This is a genomic window from Microcystis sp. M_QC_C_20170808_M3Col, from assembly GCF_007095505.1.
Lineage (GTDB): Bacteria > Cyanobacteriota > Cyanobacteriia > Cyanobacteriales > Microcystaceae > Microcystis.
In genome coordinates this window covers 1-17853 of record NZ_SFBY01000420.1, presented here as the reverse complement: position 1 = coordinate 17853, position 17853 = coordinate 1, and the positions used below count along the sequence as shown (strand labels likewise).

The following is a 17853-nucleotide window of genomic DNA, read 5'->3' as shown; positions in this document are numbered from 1 at the left end:
CCTTATTGTAAACTAATCTTACACAGCCCAAAGTGCGCCGCAATAGCGACTCTTGTTCTGGTGTGGGGTAAAATCGGTAAGAATAGGCTTTTTCCATGGGGAGCATTTTAGCATATATTTCGTAAATGTGTTAATATTTAACAGTAAAGCCGTCGTAGAACGACGGGGTTTCAGACCCAAAATTTTCGATGAGCGATCGCAAAGACCCAGAAAAACTCGCTTCGGAAAATAGGGCTGATAACCCGGAAAATAACGGTAAAACCAGTTTATCGCCCCCCGATGCCTCCGAATACGTCTCCTCTTTATCTTCCCGTAATCCTGTGCGTCAGCGCATCCTACTATTAAAAGATCTTCGACCGGGTAACGCGGGGTTACTACTGGCCCCCCTGATGGTGATGACCATCGGCCTGGTCTTTAGCTGGGACTGGTTAGGCTTTTCTGGGGCGATAGTAGCGATATTAATATCTTTACAGGTAATTTTGCCCTCTATTCGCCAGTGGATCGCCCATTATCTCACCCCCTCTGAACGTCAGACGGTTTTTGCCTTTATAGTTTTTATAGCTGCTCTGGCAGCATTAGGGAAATATTTAGGAGTTTACGGGCGAATATTGCGATGGTTAGAGAGTTTTAAATACGATGAGTTTGGTTCCTGGGCCGAGTGGGTGGGGGCCTTGGGACAGATTATGATCGCCGTGTTAGCGGTCTATGTGGCCTGGGAACAGTACGTTATTTCTAAGGATTTAACCATACAACAAAATCGTATTACCCAACAACAGACGATCGATTCCTATTTTCAAGGGATTTCCGATCTAGCCTTGGATGAGGAGGGATTTTTAGAAGATTGGCCCCAGGAAAGAGCGATCGCAGAAGGTCGCACCGCTTCCATCCTCAGCAGTGTCGATGCCTCTGGAAAAGCGAAAATACTGCGTTTTTTGAGTCAATCGCGGCTATTATCACCGATTAAACGCGATCGTTATCTAGGCAGACCGATTCTAGACGGGGAAGGGGGTTATGCGGAGGATCGAGAGTTTGGTACAAGAGTAGTACAATTGGGGGTAATGTTAGCGGGGTCCGACATTTCTGGGCAGGATTTGCGCTGGACGGATTTAAGCGAAGCGAATATGGTGCGGGCCGATTTAAGTTATAGCGATTTGGTGAAAGCAAATGTATCGCGGACAATTCTCTACGAAGCTAATTTAAGAGGGGCAGATATGAAAGGGATGCGTTTATTTTATGGTTCCCTAGAAAATGCTACCCCCCGCAGTCGTACCATTCCCCCCAATTATGACACTGGAGAACACACGGGAGCAGTGGTAGAAAATGTCAATTTTACCGGGGTGAAAAACATGAGCGAGGAACAACGTCACTATTGTTGTCGTTGGTGTGGGGAAAAGTCCCGCGCAACCATTCCGGGGGGATGTGGTGATATTGCCAATCTTTTGGGCCGTTAACGAAAAACCCTAATTAGAATATCTCCTCATCGGTAAGGGCAGTGCTATAATCATCGGTATTAATGGCCAATAATTCCCACAAATTTATGAATCAAAAAGTCTTTATTCTTGCCACTGCTTCCGCTAGTTTATTAGCCCTATTAGTTACCACTAACTCTGTACAAGCTGCCCCAGAGTCCTTTCATCCTAGTTTCAACACCGAGAACTTAGGTGACATGATTATCGGCAAGACAACCGGCGAAGAAAATCCGATTTTACGTCATCTTAATTGTAGTTGTGCCACCTGCACGCCATCCCTAAATTCCTCACTCAATTGATAATTTTCCACCCCAACGATCCTGGGGGATAAAAGTCCGCTCTAGATTAATTTTTGCCACGGGTTCTGTGAGGGTAAATTCTCCCGATTCGATTAGTGCTTTTAATTCTAAAGCGGCTTCCCGGGCCAAGGAAATACTGGCCAAAGGAGCCACCCTAACACTTTTTCCCTCGATCATAATCCGACCGCTTTTTAGTTTAGCGTAGGTGATTAAACCAAAGGTAGGACGGACTCGCCGGGGAATAGAAAAATCCACCACTGGAGCGACAATTTCCTCATCTTTTACCGCACAATGTCGAACGATTTCCTCGCTTAAAATTGGAATCGGTACTGCTACCCCTAACATTAAAGAAGCCCCATAATTTTTGAAATAACAACCCCGCACCCAGCGAGAATTCATTTGTTTAGCATCACCAATTAAGGCTAAGGTGGAAGCGGGACCAATAGGAGTTCGATTTTGTAGGCGTTTTTGCAGGGGAAAATGTTGGGTTCCTTCCCAGGCAATATAACCGATTCCTCCTCCTAAAAAAAGGCGCGTACCGATGCCTATAGCCTCTAAATCGGGGTCATTTAACAGGGGAGAAATTGCCCCGGGGTTAGAATAAACTGCATTACCCAATCTGGGCTGTAGTGGTCCTAAATAAGTATATAAAGTCCGCTCTCCCCCATTGACTCCGACGATAAAATTCTGGTAGAGATTGCGAGGATTAAAAAGATAAAATTGATTGATAGTCTCCTTAGAAATAATCGTTTCAAAAGAAGTGCGAGGATAACAATCGGTGGCCTGGCCGACAGCGCGCAATTGAATCGATTTTCCAGCGATTAAATCCTCAATAATATGTCCGCCACCCCTTTCGGGATTTTCTCCCTCTAAATTCTCATTTTTGGCCGCTAGATCACTAATAGCACTGGCTCCTAAATATAAATCCACCGCCCCAAAACCGGCATAAGCAGGAATCCCATCTAACCAACATTGACGAATTTTTATCGGCGGATCCGTCTGACCTAAATTAATAATTGCCCCCGAAGATTCCATCGGTTCAAAAGTTCCCGTACAAACCACATCTACTTGGGAAAAAACCTCCTTAATTCCCATCTCGGTAACGCGGCTTTTTAATTCCTCTACTGTCCAGACTACAGCCGTTTTTTTAGCGATTTTGTCGTTGATTTCAGCGATTGTTCTCATAATAAAAATTGGCAAGATGGGGGTTAGGGAGCTTTTTGCTGTTGTCAGTAAACAGTAATCAGATTTGAGTTTTCAGTGAGTGGTATTAACTGAGCAGTATTAAATGGTGGTGACAGTGCTGTCTTTTCACTGATTACTGATTACTGATTACTGATCACTGTTATAAGATGAGAAAGGGAAAATTTACGATCGAAGCTTTTCTATGACAGTTACACCCGTTTCAGCCTCCTTTAATCCTGTTTCTGGTCTAGTTAACCGTATTCTCGGCATAAAACCGCTTTTTGACATCGCTCGCTATCAGGCGCGCAATATGATGATTAAAAGAGCCGAAAAACTAGGCGTACCTTGGCGAGAAACCGTCAAACAATGGCAGCAACGGGATTGGAGTCGGGAACTGCAAGCGATAGAAAATCCCGCTCTCGTCTATCCCGAATACTACGTTTGTTCTTTCCACGCTTACGAAAAGGGCAATTTAGACTGGTTGCCAGCTTTTGAGGTAGAATCTGCCGCCTATGCTGTCCATTCTACCATCTGGCCCGGGGCGGGGATTGACGGCGATCCGCGATTGCGACGGGAATATCACCGGATATTGAAGGAGCAAATCAAGGCAGAAATTAACGATATTGTCGATTTAGGCTGTAGTGTCGGCATGAGCAGCTTCGCACTGCAAGATACTTATCCTCAAGCGCGGGTAACTGGTTTAGATCTCTCTCCCTACTATTTAGCCGTTGCCCAATACCAAGCTCAACAAAAACAAAAGACGATTCAATGGCAACACGCAGCCGCAGAAAAAACTCAATTACCTAGTCAGTCCTACGATCTGGTATCTTCGTTTTTAATGTTCCACGAACTACCCCAACAGGCTACTAGAGAAATTTTCGCCGAAGCGCGTCGTTTATTGCGATCGGGGGGTTATTTGACGCTAATGGATATGAATCCGCGCTCGGAAATTTATCGAAAAATGCCCCCTTATGTCCTAACCTTACTCAAGAGTACCGAACCCTATCTCGATCAATATTTTACTCTCGATATCGAACAGGCATTAGTTGAAGCCGGGTTTCAACCACCGATCATTACCCCCACCAGTCCCCGACACCGGGCGATTGTTGCGCGGGTTTCCGAATCATAATTTTGAGGTAATCAATGAAGATAATTTTTCGTCAAAGTTGGACAAAGATATTAACTATTGTCCCTATCTTCCTGTTAATTTTTGCCAGCAAAACCCTCGCCCATCATGCCATGGGAGGGCAAACTCCCGATAATTTTTTGAACGGATTTTTATCGGGTTTAGCTCACCCGGTTATCGGTTTAGATCATTTAGCTTTTGTGGTGGCTAGTGGTTTAATTGCTGTGGGGATGGAACAGGGTTTATTAATTCCGATCGCTTTTGCGATTGCCACTTTAATCGGGACGGGTATTCATTTACAGGGGATAAATTTACTCTTTCCTGAAGGGATTATTGCCCTTTCCGTGGTGATTTTTGGCGTGATTTTAACCCTGAAAAAAGGTTTACAAACTCATTCTAATCTCCATACGATCGCCCTGGCAACTTTGGCAATGATCGCGGGAATTTTCCACGGTTATGCCTACGGAGAATCAATTATCGGGGCGCGGGTTGCCGCTTTAGTTGCCTATTTAATTGGTTTTACCGTCATGCAATTAGCGATCGCATCTGGCGCTTTTTTCCTTGGCAGTGTCATCAAGGAAAAATTAGCCAAGCAAGCAACTCTAATTAGCAAGTTAATCGGATTGGCAATTATGGCGATCGGGACAACTTTTTTAGTGGGAATTAAGTAAATTAATCTCGATGGGGCTAATTATTAATGAAATCAATTATCAATATTAGCCCCTGTTAGCTATCAATGTTGTTGACAATTATTTTTCACTCCAAAGTAACGGAACTAAATCATCGACAAAGCACGATAAATCAGCAAAATCATAAGGATATTGATTAGACATTATCTTAAAATCACCTTCTGTAATTGCTCTCATTTTTATCCCAGCAAGTTTTTGAAAATTTGTTTTTGATTTCATCTCTTTATAATTACCGGTAGGGGTGATATGGATTATTACTCCATTACAAGCCATTTCCCAATGATTATTATAGGAACGATTCTGACGAGCTAGGGCTTTTTGTGCGCGACTGCCTATTTGAAAATCTTCTGGTCCACTGATTCTTCCCCAAGGTTTTCTTCTAATCTTAAAACTGGTATTTATATTATTATTTTCTTGAATAAAATTTTTAATCTTTGCGGCTGTCCCTTTCGGAGAACAATCTGTCCAGTCATATTTCAAATGAATATGTGGTAGCTCTTGAGAAGTTTGTGGTTTAAACCCAATAATGATTAATCGTCGATAAAATTCCCTGAGAAAATTTTGGAAGACAAATTCCGATGGTACAATTTGTGGAGATTTCACTTGTGTTCCATTTAGCAAAGGTTGAAAATTTTTAATTAGATACACTTCAATCTCATTTAATTCCTCATCATTCCAAACTTGCCAAGCTATTCTTACGGGATAATCTTGATTAATTTCTTGTAATTGATATTCACGATGGTGATTTTTCCAGCGAGCTAAAAGATTAGATGCTTGACCAATATAAAGAATTCTATTTTGAGAATCGATAGCAAAATATATAGCTGAACAATCCGGAAGTTGATTTAAATTATCTAGGTCAACTGAAGGCATTTTTAGAGGGTCGATCAACATAAATTTACTGTTATTTTATTTTCCTTTTTTTGCGATTAATTGTTTCGTTAACTCTTCGATTATTTTCAAGCCTCAAAAACTGTTCCCGTTCGGCTGGAGCATTTGTACTAAAATTTCCAATACGCAGTTTAAATTCAGTACAGCTTACTATTTTGGTAAAGCTTGTATACTAAGGCTTTGAGTTTTTGTTAGATTGATATTTATCAACTTTAGAGCATTGCTGGGCAGAGAGGGAGCTTGAGGAATTTTCTACAGTGTAAGTTAAAGCTTGTATACTAAGGCTTTGAGTTTTTGTTAGATTGATATTTATCAACTTTAGAGCATTGCTGGGCAGAGAGGGAGCTTGAGGAATTTTCTACAGTGTAAGTTCGGAAGAACCTATTTTTTTAGGTTCCAGAGGGGAAGTAACCAAACAGTTTTTTATAATCAGATGCCAGATATCCTCGGTGAAAAAAGCCTAATTCTTCAGCAATTTCATGAATTAATTTTGTCTGATTATTTTGGTTAAGAGATTGATGTAAAGCATTAAGACGAAGCAATTTAAAATAATTGTAAGGAGACATTTGATAGAAGTCTTTAAATATATATTCTAAGGTGCGTTGACTTACTTCTAGGTCTTGACAAATCGTTGGAATAGTAAGATCAGAACGCAGATTTTTTCTCATCATTTCTTCGGCTTTTTTGAGTATAGAGGTGCGTCTGATAGTGTTTTTAGGAGGTTTAATATCTTTGGTTACTGCTAAAGTCAAAAGAAAATCTTTGACAATTTCTTCTTTTAATTTTTGATTGACAAAATTCAATCTTAATGCTTTTCTTTGCTCAGATATTTGTTGGCGATTTAAATTAAATAGCATTTGATAAAGTTGATGACAAGATTGTTGGAGATGACGAATTTTTTCCGATGGGCAAATCACAATAGAAGAAGCGGAAGCATTTAAAAACTTTTTCGCTTCTGGTAGCTCTAAAGTTTGGCACAATTGCTGCAGATAATTATCATTAACGTAAAGATGAAAACGATTGGAAAAAGGCTGTTGAAAAACGGAAATTTCTGATTTAGGGGGCATAATCCCCAGATAGTTATTTTCTAATGAGTACAAATTTTGGAAGAAGACAGAATTCACCTGAAGAGGAATCGCAAAAACCCACATTTGAGAATGGATTACTCCTGCAACATTCGTTAAACAATTACGTTGAGCTAACTCTAACATCACTTCATTGGTGATGATCCTTGAAAGATACCCTTCAAAATAATCGCCACTGAGTTGTAAAGCATCTAAGTTGAGAAATTCTCGATTCTGAAAATAGCGAGAAAAGTCACAAACATATTCACTTTTAAAGGTTAATTCCTGAGAATTAATGAAAATATCGGTCTTATTGTCAAAAATAAACATCTATATATAACTATTTGGTTATTGAGTGAAATTATTTTTTTTTTGCCCATCAATTTAAAAACTTGCGTTTTTTGGATCATCTTAGCATAGCGGAGTAAGTAGTATGAGTTACAGCAGAGTTGGTTTGTTAATTTTGTCCATCAGTGTAATTCCAGTTAAATCTCTCACTTTTTTCCGTTATCAATTACTCAGGAGATTTCGATGGCTAAACAATATATGCCCCTTGAAGATTGCTCTGGGTCTGCGGTATTGGGTGGAGAAATTCCTCAATTACGTCCCCTGGCATTTTCTGATGCTCCAAAATATACCACATTTAGCTATACCTATTATCCAGGGGTATCAGAAATTTACGAGGCTGTTGCTCCTAATATTAGCACTCGTTTCTATGCGATCGAAGCAGCTATTGATTTCTCCAAAGCTAAAGGGGACTTACAAGCTGTTCTGATGGCGCACGGCGGATATTTTGGTGAACATGGTTTCTACATCTATCAGGGAAAACTATGTTATGTCTATAACTGGTTAGGGCAGCCACAGAAGATCGCTTGTGATCTTCCTCGTCTTAGTGGCGAGGTGACACTCAAAGTTGAGTTTGCCAAACCAAAGATAATCGCCCCTTCAGATGAAAAGTTGGGTGACAGCACGATATATGAGATGAAACTGTATATTAATAACATCGAACAAAATGTCGATATTATAAGAACTTTTTCAAATCATACTCTTAACTTCCTAATTCCATATAAACACGAGATTCCTTGCGAGTTTCAAGGTGCGAAGCTGCGAAGAATTATCGTTACTATTACCAATGATGTTAGTGGGATCAATGATGATCAGTTATGATCGATTATGAGAAAAAAGTGTACCAAAATAAGTTAGATAACTAGGCTGGTCTCATTTTTATCGGTCACTAAGTAATAGGGCAAAATTAACTTCTTGGTTAGGATAGGCACTCATGCAAGAGGCAAGAGGTAGTTAGATATGTGTAATTAATTGTGTCTAGCTACTTAGATAACTAAAAATATCCACAACTTTCCATTGTAGAATAACCTGCCTAAAACCGACAAAATTTAAATATTAAACTATGGAAGAAAAAGGCTATCCTGCCGAAAAATCAGCAGAAATTCAAAAATTATTAGATACAGCCACTTTATTTGTCGGTTTACCCCCTGAAAACCTCGCTCAAGTTACTTCTCATGCTGTCACCCGCACTCATCCTGCTAATCAGGCGATTTTATTAGAAAATGATTGGGGTGGTTCGGTTTACTTTATTCTGGATGGTTGGGTGAAAATTCGTACTTACGATATGGGGGGTAAAGAAGTCACCTTAAATATCGTCGGTAAAGGGGAAATAGTCGGAGAAATGGCCGCTTTAGACGAATCTACCCGCTCCACCGATGCTATCACCTTAACCACGGCCACAATTAGCAGTATTCCCGCCCAAGATTTTATTAATCTGCTCACATCGGAACCTTTAGCGGGAATTCATCTTTCTCAATTAATGGCCAGGCGTTTGCGTCAACTTAACCGGCGTTTACGTTTACGGGAGGCCGATAGTCTCTCCAGAGTCGCCGATACTTTACTCTTTTTGGCCGAAGGTCAAGGACAAAAAAGCGGCCAGGGTACGATAATTCCTAATTTACCTCACCGGGAATTGAGTAGCATTAGTGGCCTGGCCCGGGAAACCGTGACCCGATCCTTGACCAAATTGCAGAAAAAAGGCCTGATTCAACGACAGCAGGAATCTCTCTGTATTCCCGATCTGGCCGCTTTAGGAAGATCGATCTCCTAAATTCAGTTATCAGCTTCTGAAGGCAAAAGGTAAGACCCCCCAACCCTAGGGCTGATTCATTCTCCGAATCTAATTCTTTTTTTTGCTACCCTTAATCGCTTATGAGGTAAGCTAGGGAGCAGGGGAGTACAGGTTTTTGCTTTCATGGTAGGTTGATTCATGAATCAACCTACAAAGCACGACGTTTTGACAAATTTTCAGCTATTTATTCCGAGAATTAGCTTAACATAGGAAAAATAACAGTTTTTGGTGTTACTAAGAAAATATAATGAGAGAAATTTGGGGATCCCTATTTATTTTTTTAGTCTGTCCTATAATCGGGGGACTGCCTCTGATCGATTGGATAAATTATCTAGTAACCGGACGTAAATTATCCCAATTAGGGACTGGTAATATCGGTGTAACTGCTGCCTTTTACCACGGAGGAAAATTAGTGGGAATTTTAGCAGTAATTTCGGAAGCAGCCAAGGGAATTATCGTTATTTTCCTAACCCGTGTCTTTTTTCCCACCGGCTCCCCTTGGGAATTATTAGCTTTAATTGCCTTAGTTATGGGGCGCTATTGGTTAGGAAAAGGCGCGGGAACTACTAATGTTTTCTGGGGATTAATTGTTCACGATTTTGTCGCTGTTTTTCTCACCTTAATTATTAGTGGGATTAGCTTTACTATTTTTCGAGAAAAATCTACGGGTAGATTGGTAGGATTATTTTTATTAGCTTTAATTCTCACCTTGCGCCGTCCCCACGATTCAGGTTATATTATAACTGCCATTGCTTTAGCCTGTTTATTAGGGGCAATTTTTCAAAAAATAGCCGACGATTTAGACTTACCTGAAGCAAGTGTTAACAATGAATCAAAAACTATGTTTCGTTTTTTTCGTGGAGATCGATCGCTCCAAACTCTTGATGACAATCTGGCAGCTTCAAAAGTGGGACAAAAAGCCGCCACTTTAGCCTATCTTAAGCGTGCCGGTTATCCCATTCCTCGGGGTTGGATTTTACCACCAGGGGATGATCCACAACCATTAATAGAATCTCTTAATCCTGATATTAATCATCCCTTAGTAGTGCGATCTTCCGCTATTGGAGAAGATAGTGAAACCGCTTCATCTGCGGGACAATATACGACAATTCTTAACGTCATCGATCGAGAAAATTTAGCAGCGGCGATTTTGAGTTGCCAAACCTCCTATAATAGTCCTAATGCTGTTAATTATCGACTCGATCGAGGTCAAGAAAACACGGCCATGGCTGTGTTAATTCAAGAACAAATTCGAGGAGTTTTTTCGGGAGTTGCCTTCAGTCGTGATCCGATTAATCCTCTCAGTCTAGATGTAGTTATTGAAGCTTTACCCGGAGATGCCACCAGAGTTGTATCGGGAAGAATCACCCCCGAAAGTTATCGGGTTAATTTAGAAGAAAATATTATCATCGGAGCGGGAGATATTCCCCCAGCTATTATTCAACAGGTAGCTAATCTTTGTCGGCAATTAGAAACCCTTGATCATGGCATTCCCCAAGATATAGAATGGACTCATGACGGACGAAAATTATGGTTATTACAGTGCCGTCCTATCACTAATTTACAGCCAATTTGGACAAGAAAAATCGCAGCTGAAGTTATCCCCGGGGTGATTCGTCCTTTGCCTTGGTCAATTAATCGTCCTTTAACCTGTGGAGTTTGGGGAGATATTTTCCAGTTAGTTTTAGACAAAAAAGCCCTCGATTTGGATTTCAAGGAAACAGCGACTTTGCACTATCAAAGAGCTTATTTTAATGCTTCTTTGTTAGGAACAATTTTCCGTCGCATGGGATTACCTCCAGAAAGCTTAGAATTCCTGACCAAAGGGGCAAAGTTTACCAAACCACCCTTAACGGCAACTTTGGCTAATTCTCCCGGTTTATTAAAACTTTTAGGACGGGAATTACAGTTAGAAAAAGACTTTAGCCAAGATCAAAAAAACTATTTTATCCCGACGCTCGAAAAAATTAACGCTACTTCCCCAGAAGCTTTATCTTCAGGGGAGATTTTAGAGCAAATTGAGGAGATTTTAACCCTCTTAAAAAAAGCCACCTATTATAGTATTCTTGCCCCTCTTAGCTTCGCTTTGCGTCGCAGTATTTCGCAAGTACCTTTTGAGAGATTGGATAACTCCCAAGCACCAGAAATAGCCTCGATGCGATCGCTATCTGAACTGAGAAAAAATACGATCGATCGAGATTTTGACTCAGCTTTTTCCCTCTGGTTAGAAACCTACGGTTATTTAAGCGAAGTGGGAACCGATATTTCGATACCGAGATGGCGAGAAAATCCCCAATATCTGCTACAGTTATCCTTAGATATTCCCAACAATAATAGCCATAAAAAAGTTAAATCTTCCCATACTGTCCAAAAAAGACTAAATATCAAAAACCAAGTCACTCAAGTTTACTCCCGTCTTTTAGCTCACCTACGCTGGCATTTTCTCGCATTAGAAAACCTCTGGTTACAGCAGGAAATATTATCGGAGACGGGAGATATATTTTATCTAAATTATTCAGAAGTTACCCAGTTAGGTCAGAATAATAAAATCGCCAATCTTAACCAGATTATCCACCAGCGTCGCCAACAATTCCAAGAAAACTCTCAATTAACCGATATTCCCTATATCGTTTATGGACAACCCCCGCAAAGAGAATTTTTAGTCTCGAATTTAACTGCTAAAAAACGCTTACAGGGAATTGCCGCTAGTGGGGGGACAGTGGAAGGACGAGTCAAAATTATGCCAACCCTACAAAATCTAGAAATTGCCCCTAATACTATTCTCGTTATTCCCTATACTGACTCAGGATGGTCCCCTTTATTATCCCGGGCTGTGGGCATTATTGCCGAGGTGGGGGGACAATTATCCCATGGTGCTATTATTGCCAGAGAATACGGAATTCCGGCGGTTATGGATGTGCATAATGCCATGAAATTGTTAAAAGATGGTCAATTCATTCGTCTCGATGGCAGTCAAGGAATTATTGAAATTCTCTAGGCATTAGGTGTGGGAGGGTCACTGCGTGCGCGTTGCGGGGGAAGAATAAATGGCTCTTCCTTAATTGATTAGTTCGCTCTAGAGCAAAAACAATTGACAAAAATCGCTAAATGCCTTTCTATATAAGGGTTCCATCCCTTATAACCCCCGTCCATTGCATAACACAAACCGAAGAGCCGAATAAATATAATCTCCTGAATACTATCTCCTCAATAATGACTTCTAACTCAATGGTAGATGTGGGATTTTTGCGGGAGTTCTATTTTTTGGCGACAAAGATAAGAAAAAATTATGTATTAACTCCAAAAACTTGAGAATATTTAAATTAATATTCCGCAATATTTACAAATTCTTAAGAATTAATTGAGAAAGATTTTTATTTAACAACGATGTTGCAATGGTTACAGCGATTTGATAGAATTTCACAGTCGGTTATTCTGTGCGTTTTTGGGCAGCAACGGTTGAAACCCTTGCCACACCTAGAAGGTAATCCTAATGAAGACAGGTAAATGAGTCAATTTCACCCACAACGATGATCTTTTTTTTGTGTAGTTTTATTGCAAAAAAAAAGTTTTTTTGACAAAAAGCACAAAGTATGAATTAGGAAGTGGGGTAGTGGGGAGGTGGGGAAATTGAACTAAAACCCCAAAACCCCAAAACCTAAAACCTGCCTTCTGCCTCTTGCCTCTTGCCTCTTGCCTCCTCTAACATCTTCCCCAACAGCCAACCCCTAACGCTCCTTTTGCCGAGGTTATCTGCTATTTTCCAATAAAAACCTTCTTTCTGCCCGAACAATTGCCTCTCTAGTGGCTAAAACTGCTTCTGTATCCACCGAAAGAGAAGTCACACCCCAAGCAATCAGATCATCGATAATTTCAGGATACTGAACGATGGCCATGCCGCAAACGGAACAGGGAATCTGTAAAACTTTTGCTTGAGTGATAATTTGTTTTAAAGCTGCCCTGACTGCGGGATGACGGGCGTTAAAATATTCTGAGAAATCTTCTCGATCGCTACCTAAAAGTAATTGAGTTAAATCATTAGTACCAATAGCGATTAATTGTACCCCCGCTTGCACATAATCCCCCAATTGAAAGATTACCCCCGGTACTTCCACCATTATCCCCAATTGGAAAGAAGGGACTTGAGTGAGTAAAGCCGATTGTACCCGTTGCCGGCAAAAAATAAATTCTTCCACTCCGCGGACAAAGGGAAGCAGTAAATTAATATTGGTGGCGCTGGTGGTTTGTACCCGTCGTAAAGCTTGCAATTCCAGATCGAATAGAGTCGCATCTAATATATAACCATGGGTTCCCCGACTGTCTTTAGCCGAATGTTGAGCATCAAAAGAACGGTAAAATAAAGGCTTAGGCTGGATACTAAGGGCAAATTGTGCGATTAAATCACTTAATCTCTCGATTAATTCCCCTTGATGCTCTGGTGTTAACCATTCTTCTAGGCTACGCTGGGAAAGTAACTCTAAAATCATCCATTCTGAGCGCAATAAACCGATCCCATCAATAGGCAGATTTTGGATTCTGGCAATACTTTCAGTTTGACTGAGATTAACCATCAAACGGGTGGCAATTGCCGTCCCGTCGGTTTCTCTGGGGGGTTGCGGGGGTAAGGAAATATTTTCCTGAGATGCTAGAGAAATAATTCCCCTCGTACCATCTACTAAAATTATCTCGCCTGAGCGGATAATTTCCGTGGCATTTTTCACCCCGACAATGGCAGGAATGGCTAATTCCCGGGCTAAAATAGCACCATGGCTAGTTAATCCCCCCTGTTCCGTGATCATTGCTCGAATTTGGCGTAAATGGGGCAGTTTTTGGGGAGGTAAATTAGTAGTAACCAGAATGCAATCCTGAAAATTTGCCTCTGGGGAGTCGAAATTGCTGATAACTTTTGCCACTCCCGATACCAACCCCGGGGATGCCCCTAATCCTCTTAGGGGATAATGGGAGGTAGTAGCGGTGATTTCCTGACTGTGACAGTTGAGAATATAAATTTGACCATCCAGCATCATCAGCCATTCTATGCTGGTTAAGGTGGGTTTTTCCGTAAGCAGAGATTGAACCAGTTGACAAAGGCGATCGATGGCGAAATTATCTAAACAGTGGCTTTCCTGTAAACTGGGTGCTAATAATTGTGGCGCAAGCAGATTACTGTCACTATTGAGATAATAAGCGCGGGATTTATTGCCTAATTGCCGACTGCGTAATTGACCGGAGCGATCGATAATATAGGTATCCGGTGCCACTTCTCCATTCACTAAACTGTGTCCTAACCCCCAAACCGCCTGAATTTGCCAGTTATCGTCATTAATCAACACATTTCCCGCACAATTGGCCGGTAATAACGGTTGTACCAGTAAAGATAATTGAACGTTTTCTAAACCAATTCCCATTTTTCGCCAATAAAATAGACTTCTGGCGCTGAATAACTCCGCCCAAGCTTGTTTTAGGGCATTTTCTAGATTATCTGCTTTAATTCCGCTGATTGGGGCAGAAAATAACCCTAGAGTTCGCCGAGCCAGATTAGCTGGTAGGGAAAAGCGCCATACTAGGGTATCCATGGATAATTGTGCCACGGCCGCCCCTAGTTCTTCTAACCAGAGAGGAGGAATTGCTGCTTGTAAAATGGCGCTCCGACTCTTTTTAGCGACTAATTGCAGAGCTTTTGCGTCATCTACGTCTAAATAGAGGGAAGATTGCGGAAAATCAGTCAAGAACGAGTCAGCCTTGTTGATAGTTTCCAAAAATTCCGCAAAAATGTGGTTAAAAATGGCAAATCCCCTGATAATTGGGTATCCTCGCTGGTGTAATTCACTGGCAATAAAAGCTTTTTCCCCCACCAGGGGGCGATCAGAAGCACTAATGCGATCGAGCCAGCAAAGAATGGTCACGGGATTTGTTAAGAATGATGAAAGGATTCTAAAATAATCTATGTGATTTTTGTAACTTTTTACTTTTATCTGCTAGTTTAACTCACCGTCACCATCTTGAGGATGATCTGGGAAGTAGGGTGTGGGGAGATAGGGAAGTGGGGAAGCTGTCTCATCACCCCTAACCCCATCCCCTATCCCCTAACCCCATCCCCTATCCCCTATCCCCTGATAGCTGATAAGATAGGATTCGGACAATATTTGATTGCTGCGAGAAATTCATGGACACACCTGCGAAAGTTTTGTTAGTGGATGACGAACCGGGGGTTCGTGAATCTGTGCAAGCATATCTACAGTACGGGGATGACTTCGAGGTAAGAACTGCTAGTAATGCTAACGAAGCCTGGGATTTACTCAATCAAGAAATCCCAGAATTAGTCATCTCCGACATTATGATGCCGCAGGTGGATGGCTATCAGTTTCTGAAGAAATTGCGCGAAGATGCTCGTTTTCAGACAATTCCCGTGGTTTTTCTCACTGCTAGGGGGATGACAAGCGATCGCATTCAGGGTTATAATGCTGGTTGTGATGCTTATTTATCCAAGCCTTTCGATCCCGAAGAATTAGAAGCATTAATCAAGTCTTTAATCGAGCGCCGTCGTCAATCCTTGCAAGCCACCAGCGAAAACGCTAGATTAGAAGAAATTGCCCGAGATATCCGGGAATTAAAACAGCAGGTGGGACAACATAACACTTTTACTACTACTCCCCCCCCGATTAAAATTGATCTGACCCCCCGGGAACAAAGCGTTTTAGATTTAGTAGCGGAGGGATTGATGAATAAAGAAATTGCCAGTCGTCTAGAAACCAGCGTCAGAAACGTAGAAAAATACGTCAGTCGCTTATTTAGCAAGACTGGTACTAATAGTCGCACGGAATTGGTACGTTTTGCCCTAAAACACGGTTTAACCAGTTAATATAGCAGCTAAGGACAAAGTAGCGGACGGGAGTAGTTTATTAGCTGACGATGACAAGCAACTGAATTACCGATGGAAAACGTTTCATCAGTTCATCGTATGGCTTCTGGCGTTGAAACAAATTTTGTTTTAGAGCTAACCTTCGAGCAAGAGCAGAATGGGAGGATATGTCAACCATGTTAAGCACTGATCTAGAGATAAGACTAGCAACTTTAGAAGCTGAAGTAGCACTGCTTAAGCGTTTGCTACCTACTGTCAGCGAAACTCCCTGGTGGGAAAAAATTGTCGGCACTTTTGCTGATGATCCGGCTTACGAAGAGGCAATGCAGTTTGGTCAAGAGTACCGTCAGTCCCTAAAACCGTTAGCCGAGGAAGCATCCGAATCCTGAAATGTATCTCCTTGACACCGATCATATTAGTATTCTCGATCGCGGGGGTCAACCGGCACAACAATTGCTGAAAAAACTGGCTGCTATTACGAGCAGCGAAGTTGCCACCACAATTATCACCTACGAAGAACAAATGCGGGGATGGCTCAGTTACATAGCCAAGACCAATTCGATTGAAGCCCAAGTTGTTGCCTATCGAAGGCTAGAAAAGCACCTCGCTAATTATCGCACGATTCCCATTGTCGGCTTTGATGAAAAGGCAGGTCAAGTTTTTCAAGAACTTCGGGTAACTTACCCTCGTTTGGGTTCGATGGATTTGAAGATTGCTGCTATCTCAATGGTTAATCAGGCTATCCTGCTGACGAGAAATCTCTCAGATTTTGGGCAAATTGCCGGTTTAAGAGCAGAAGACTGGACGATTACAAGCAACTGAATTACCTATGGAAAACCAACTTTTGCAGCGAATCACCCTCGATTTAAATATCTGTCATGGCAAACCTTGCCTTCGAGGATTGCGTTATCCTGTTGAATTTATCCTAGAATTACTTAGTTCTGGCATGAGTATCGAAGATATTTTAGCCCACTACGATGATTTGGAACGGGAGGATATTCTAGCGGCGTTATTGTTTGCCACTCGATTAACTCAGGTAAAAAGCATCTACCAAATTGCACCATGAAGTTTTTAGTCGATTTACTCAACATTCCCTAATAGAAATGAGTCGCAACTCAATCATCGTTCATCATTAGTAGTAGGACAAGCTGAAATTAGCTTTAAGTGCTTAACGAAAGGAATAAAATCTTTATCTGAAAAAAGGAGCGGAAGATTATTTTCAATACAAAAGGAGGCAATAATAACATCAGCAGTTTTCCTAATAGTTATCCCTTTCTTGCGTAACTGGCGATAATTGTCCGCGCTTTTCAATGCCATTCTCAAACCTAGTAAATCATAAATAGTTAATGAAGTTAGTAAGCGATAGGCTATTTGATAATCCTTATCACTCCTAAAACCTTGGAGAACTTCGGTGAGAATAATATCACCAATAGCTATCGGTTCAACTCCCAGCAATAAATCAAGTTCTGTTGTTTCCGTAGTATTATAACCATTGAAATAATCAATCCAAACACTAGAATCCACAAGAATCATTGATCGTGCCTCATTTCCTCAAGGTTTCCTTCCCATTTAAGCTTACCTTTAAAGGCTTTAATTTTCTCCTGTTGTTTGAGTCGAATCAAAGTTTTAAGACCCAATTCAACAGCTTCTTGTTCAGTCTTTAAACCAGTAGCTTTAAGTGCATCAGCCATGAGTTGGTCATCAATGATAATGTTAGTTCTCATCCTATCCCTAGTTGTGTATAGTAGATTGTTAATATACACATTATATAGTATTTTACTGCTTTTAATTTCCGTCTTATTGCTCCCTAATCTCAAATACCAATAATTGACCACAAGACAAAAACTCTGTGTCTGGAGTGGTTTGTATTATTTCTCCCAATAAAGATAAATAAAAATTATTATAAATTTATAAATAATTGAAAATTTAAATATAAAAAGCCAATGCAACAAAACTTTACAAAACTAGATTTTGTGCGAATTTGCCCAAATTTAGCTGAAAAGCAGGATTCGTTACATTTCGTAATGTGATAAGATCGTGGTATGCTGTGGGCTTAGTGTGACCATGTAACTTTGTAATCGCCGAAAACCCGCGCCAATCAAGGCACTTAATCCCTTATCACCTCCTAAAA

18 protein-coding genes are annotated in these 17853 nt (G+C 41.0%); 11 read left to right on the top strand and 7 right to left on the bottom strand.

From position 1 onward, the window contains the following. Nucleotides 1-97: helix-turn-helix domain-containing protein (locus EWV84_RS19385; protein WP_287076085.1), on the bottom strand; the 97-nt coding region annotated here is incomplete at its 3' end. A gap of 91 nt (nt 98-188) precedes the next feature. On the opposite strand from EWV84_RS19385, the gene EWV84_RS19380 reads away from it, so the two are divergent. Both EWV84_RS19380 and EWV84_RS19375 read left to right on the top strand, forming a co-directional pair. Further along, on the top strand, nt 189-1451 hold the full coding sequence (locus EWV84_RS19380; RefSeq protein ID WP_287079436.1) for a pentapeptide repeat-containing protein: 1263 nt from the start codon (nt 189-191) through the stop codon (nt 1449-1451). Nucleotides 1452-1537: 86 nt separating this feature from the next. Further along, on the top strand, nt 1538-1768 hold the full coding sequence (locus tag EWV84_RS19375; protein ID WP_287079434.1) for a hypothetical protein: 231 nt from the start codon (nt 1538-1540) through the stop codon (nt 1766-1768). On the opposite strand, the gene EWV84_RS19370 is transcribed toward EWV84_RS19375, so the two are convergent. Continuing rightward, nucleotides 1757-2953 (bottom strand): homocysteine biosynthesis protein, encoded by a 1197-nt coding sequence (locus tag EWV84_RS19370; protein ID WP_286826668.1) that lies wholly within the window; start codon nt 2951-2953, stop codon nt 1757-1759. The genes EWV84_RS19375 and EWV84_RS19370 overlap by 12 nt on opposite strands. Before the next feature lie 202 nt (nt 2954-3155). On the opposite strand from EWV84_RS19370, the gene EWV84_RS19365 reads away from it, so the two are divergent. Both EWV84_RS19365 and EWV84_RS19360 read left to right on the top strand, forming a co-directional pair. Then, nucleotides 3156-4082 carry a class I SAM-dependent methyltransferase gene (locus EWV84_RS19365; protein ID WP_287079431.1) on the top strand — a complete coding sequence of 309 codons (927 nt, stop codon included), beginning with the start codon at nt 3156-3158 and terminating at the stop codon, nt 4080-4082. A 14-nt stretch (nt 4083-4096) separates the two neighbouring features. After that, the gene (locus tag EWV84_RS19360; RefSeq protein ID WP_287079427.1) at nt 4097-4750 is read left to right on the top strand and encodes a HupE/UreJ family protein; all 654 of its coding nucleotides are present in this window, start codon (nt 4097-4099) and stop codon (nt 4748-4750) included. Between the two features lie 78 nt (nt 4751-4828). On the opposite strand, the gene EWV84_RS19355 is transcribed toward EWV84_RS19360, so the two are convergent. Then, complete coding sequence (locus tag EWV84_RS19355) at nt 4829-5662, bottom strand: GIY-YIG nuclease family protein (protein WP_287079425.1); 834 nt, start codon at nt 5660-5662, stop codon at nt 4829-4831. Nucleotides 5663-6048: 386 nt separating this feature from the next. Next, complete coding sequence (locus EWV84_RS19350; RefSeq protein ID WP_287079422.1) at nt 6049-7053, bottom strand: helix-turn-helix domain-containing protein; 1005 nt, start codon at nt 7051-7053, stop codon at nt 6049-6051. 201 nt (nt 7054-7254) lie between these two features. Between EWV84_RS19350 and EWV84_RS19345 the strand changes: the two genes are divergently transcribed. The 3 genes from EWV84_RS19345 (at nt 7255) to EWV84_RS19335 (ending at nt 11858) form a co-directional block, all read left to right on the top strand. Beyond that, entirely contained in the window at nt 7255-7890 is a 636-nt protein-coding gene (locus EWV84_RS19345; RefSeq protein ID WP_287079419.1) for a hypothetical protein, read from the top strand. 241 nt (nt 7891-8131) lie between these two features. Then, nucleotides 8132-8839 carry a Crp/Fnr family transcriptional regulator gene (locus EWV84_RS19340; protein WP_287079417.1) on the top strand — a complete coding sequence of 236 codons (708 nt, stop codon included), beginning with the start codon at nt 8132-8134 and terminating at the stop codon, nt 8837-8839. Nucleotides 8840-9107: 268 nt separating this feature from the next. After that, a complete protein-coding gene (locus tag EWV84_RS19335; RefSeq protein ID WP_287079416.1) occupies nt 9108-11858 on the top strand; it encodes a glycerol-3-phosphate acyltransferase in 2751 nt (916 codons plus the stop codon). Between the two features lie 751 nt (nt 11859-12609). On the opposite strand, the gene EWV84_RS19330 is transcribed toward EWV84_RS19335, so the two are convergent. Then, on the bottom strand, nt 12610-14766 hold the full coding sequence (locus EWV84_RS19330; RefSeq protein ID WP_287079414.1) for a putative PEP-binding protein: 2157 nt from the start codon (nt 14764-14766) through the stop codon (nt 12610-12612). A gap of 260 nt (nt 14767-15026) precedes the next feature. Here EWV84_RS19330 and EWV84_RS19325 point away from each other — a divergent pair, with 260 nt between their 5' ends. From EWV84_RS19325 to EWV84_RS19310, 4 genes are all read left to right on the top strand, one after another. Then, nucleotides 15027-15722 carry a response regulator transcription factor gene (locus EWV84_RS19325; protein WP_287079412.1) on the top strand — a complete coding sequence of 232 codons (696 nt, stop codon included), beginning with the start codon at nt 15027-15029 and terminating at the stop codon, nt 15720-15722. 176 nt (nt 15723-15898) lie between these two features. Next, nucleotides 15899-16111: a hypothetical protein gene (locus tag EWV84_RS19320; RefSeq protein WP_002757840.1), complete on the top strand. Its 213-nt coding sequence runs from the start codon at nt 15899-15901 to the stop codon at nt 16109-16111. A gap of 1 nt (nt 16112) precedes the next feature. After that, nucleotides 16113-16544 (top strand): type II toxin-antitoxin system VapC family toxin, encoded by a 432-nt coding sequence (locus EWV84_RS19315; protein ID WP_287079410.1) that lies wholly within the window; start codon nt 16113-16115, stop codon nt 16542-16544. 7 nt (nt 16545-16551) lie between these two features. Next, nucleotides 16552-16788 (top strand): DUF433 domain-containing protein, encoded by a 237-nt coding sequence (locus EWV84_RS19310; protein ID WP_287079409.1) that lies wholly within the window; start codon nt 16552-16554, stop codon nt 16786-16788. 53 nt (nt 16789-16841) lie between these two features. Here the strand turns inward: EWV84_RS19310 and vapC are convergent, their stop codons facing one another. Both vapC and EWV84_RS19300 read right to left on the bottom strand, forming a co-directional pair. Beyond that, nucleotides 16842-17255 carry a type II toxin-antitoxin system VapC family toxin gene (gene vapC / locus EWV84_RS19305; RefSeq protein WP_079206164.1) on the bottom strand — a complete coding sequence of 138 codons (414 nt, stop codon included), beginning with the start codon at nt 17253-17255 and terminating at the stop codon, nt 16842-16844. Next, the gene (locus EWV84_RS19300) at nt 17252-17446 is read right to left on the bottom strand and encodes a type II toxin-antitoxin system VapB family antitoxin (protein ID WP_158202034.1); all 195 of its coding nucleotides are present in this window, start codon (nt 17444-17446) and stop codon (nt 17252-17254) included. Before EWV84_RS19300 ends, vapC begins: the two co-directional genes overlap by 4 nt. Nucleotides 17447-17853 lie beyond the last annotated feature (407 nt).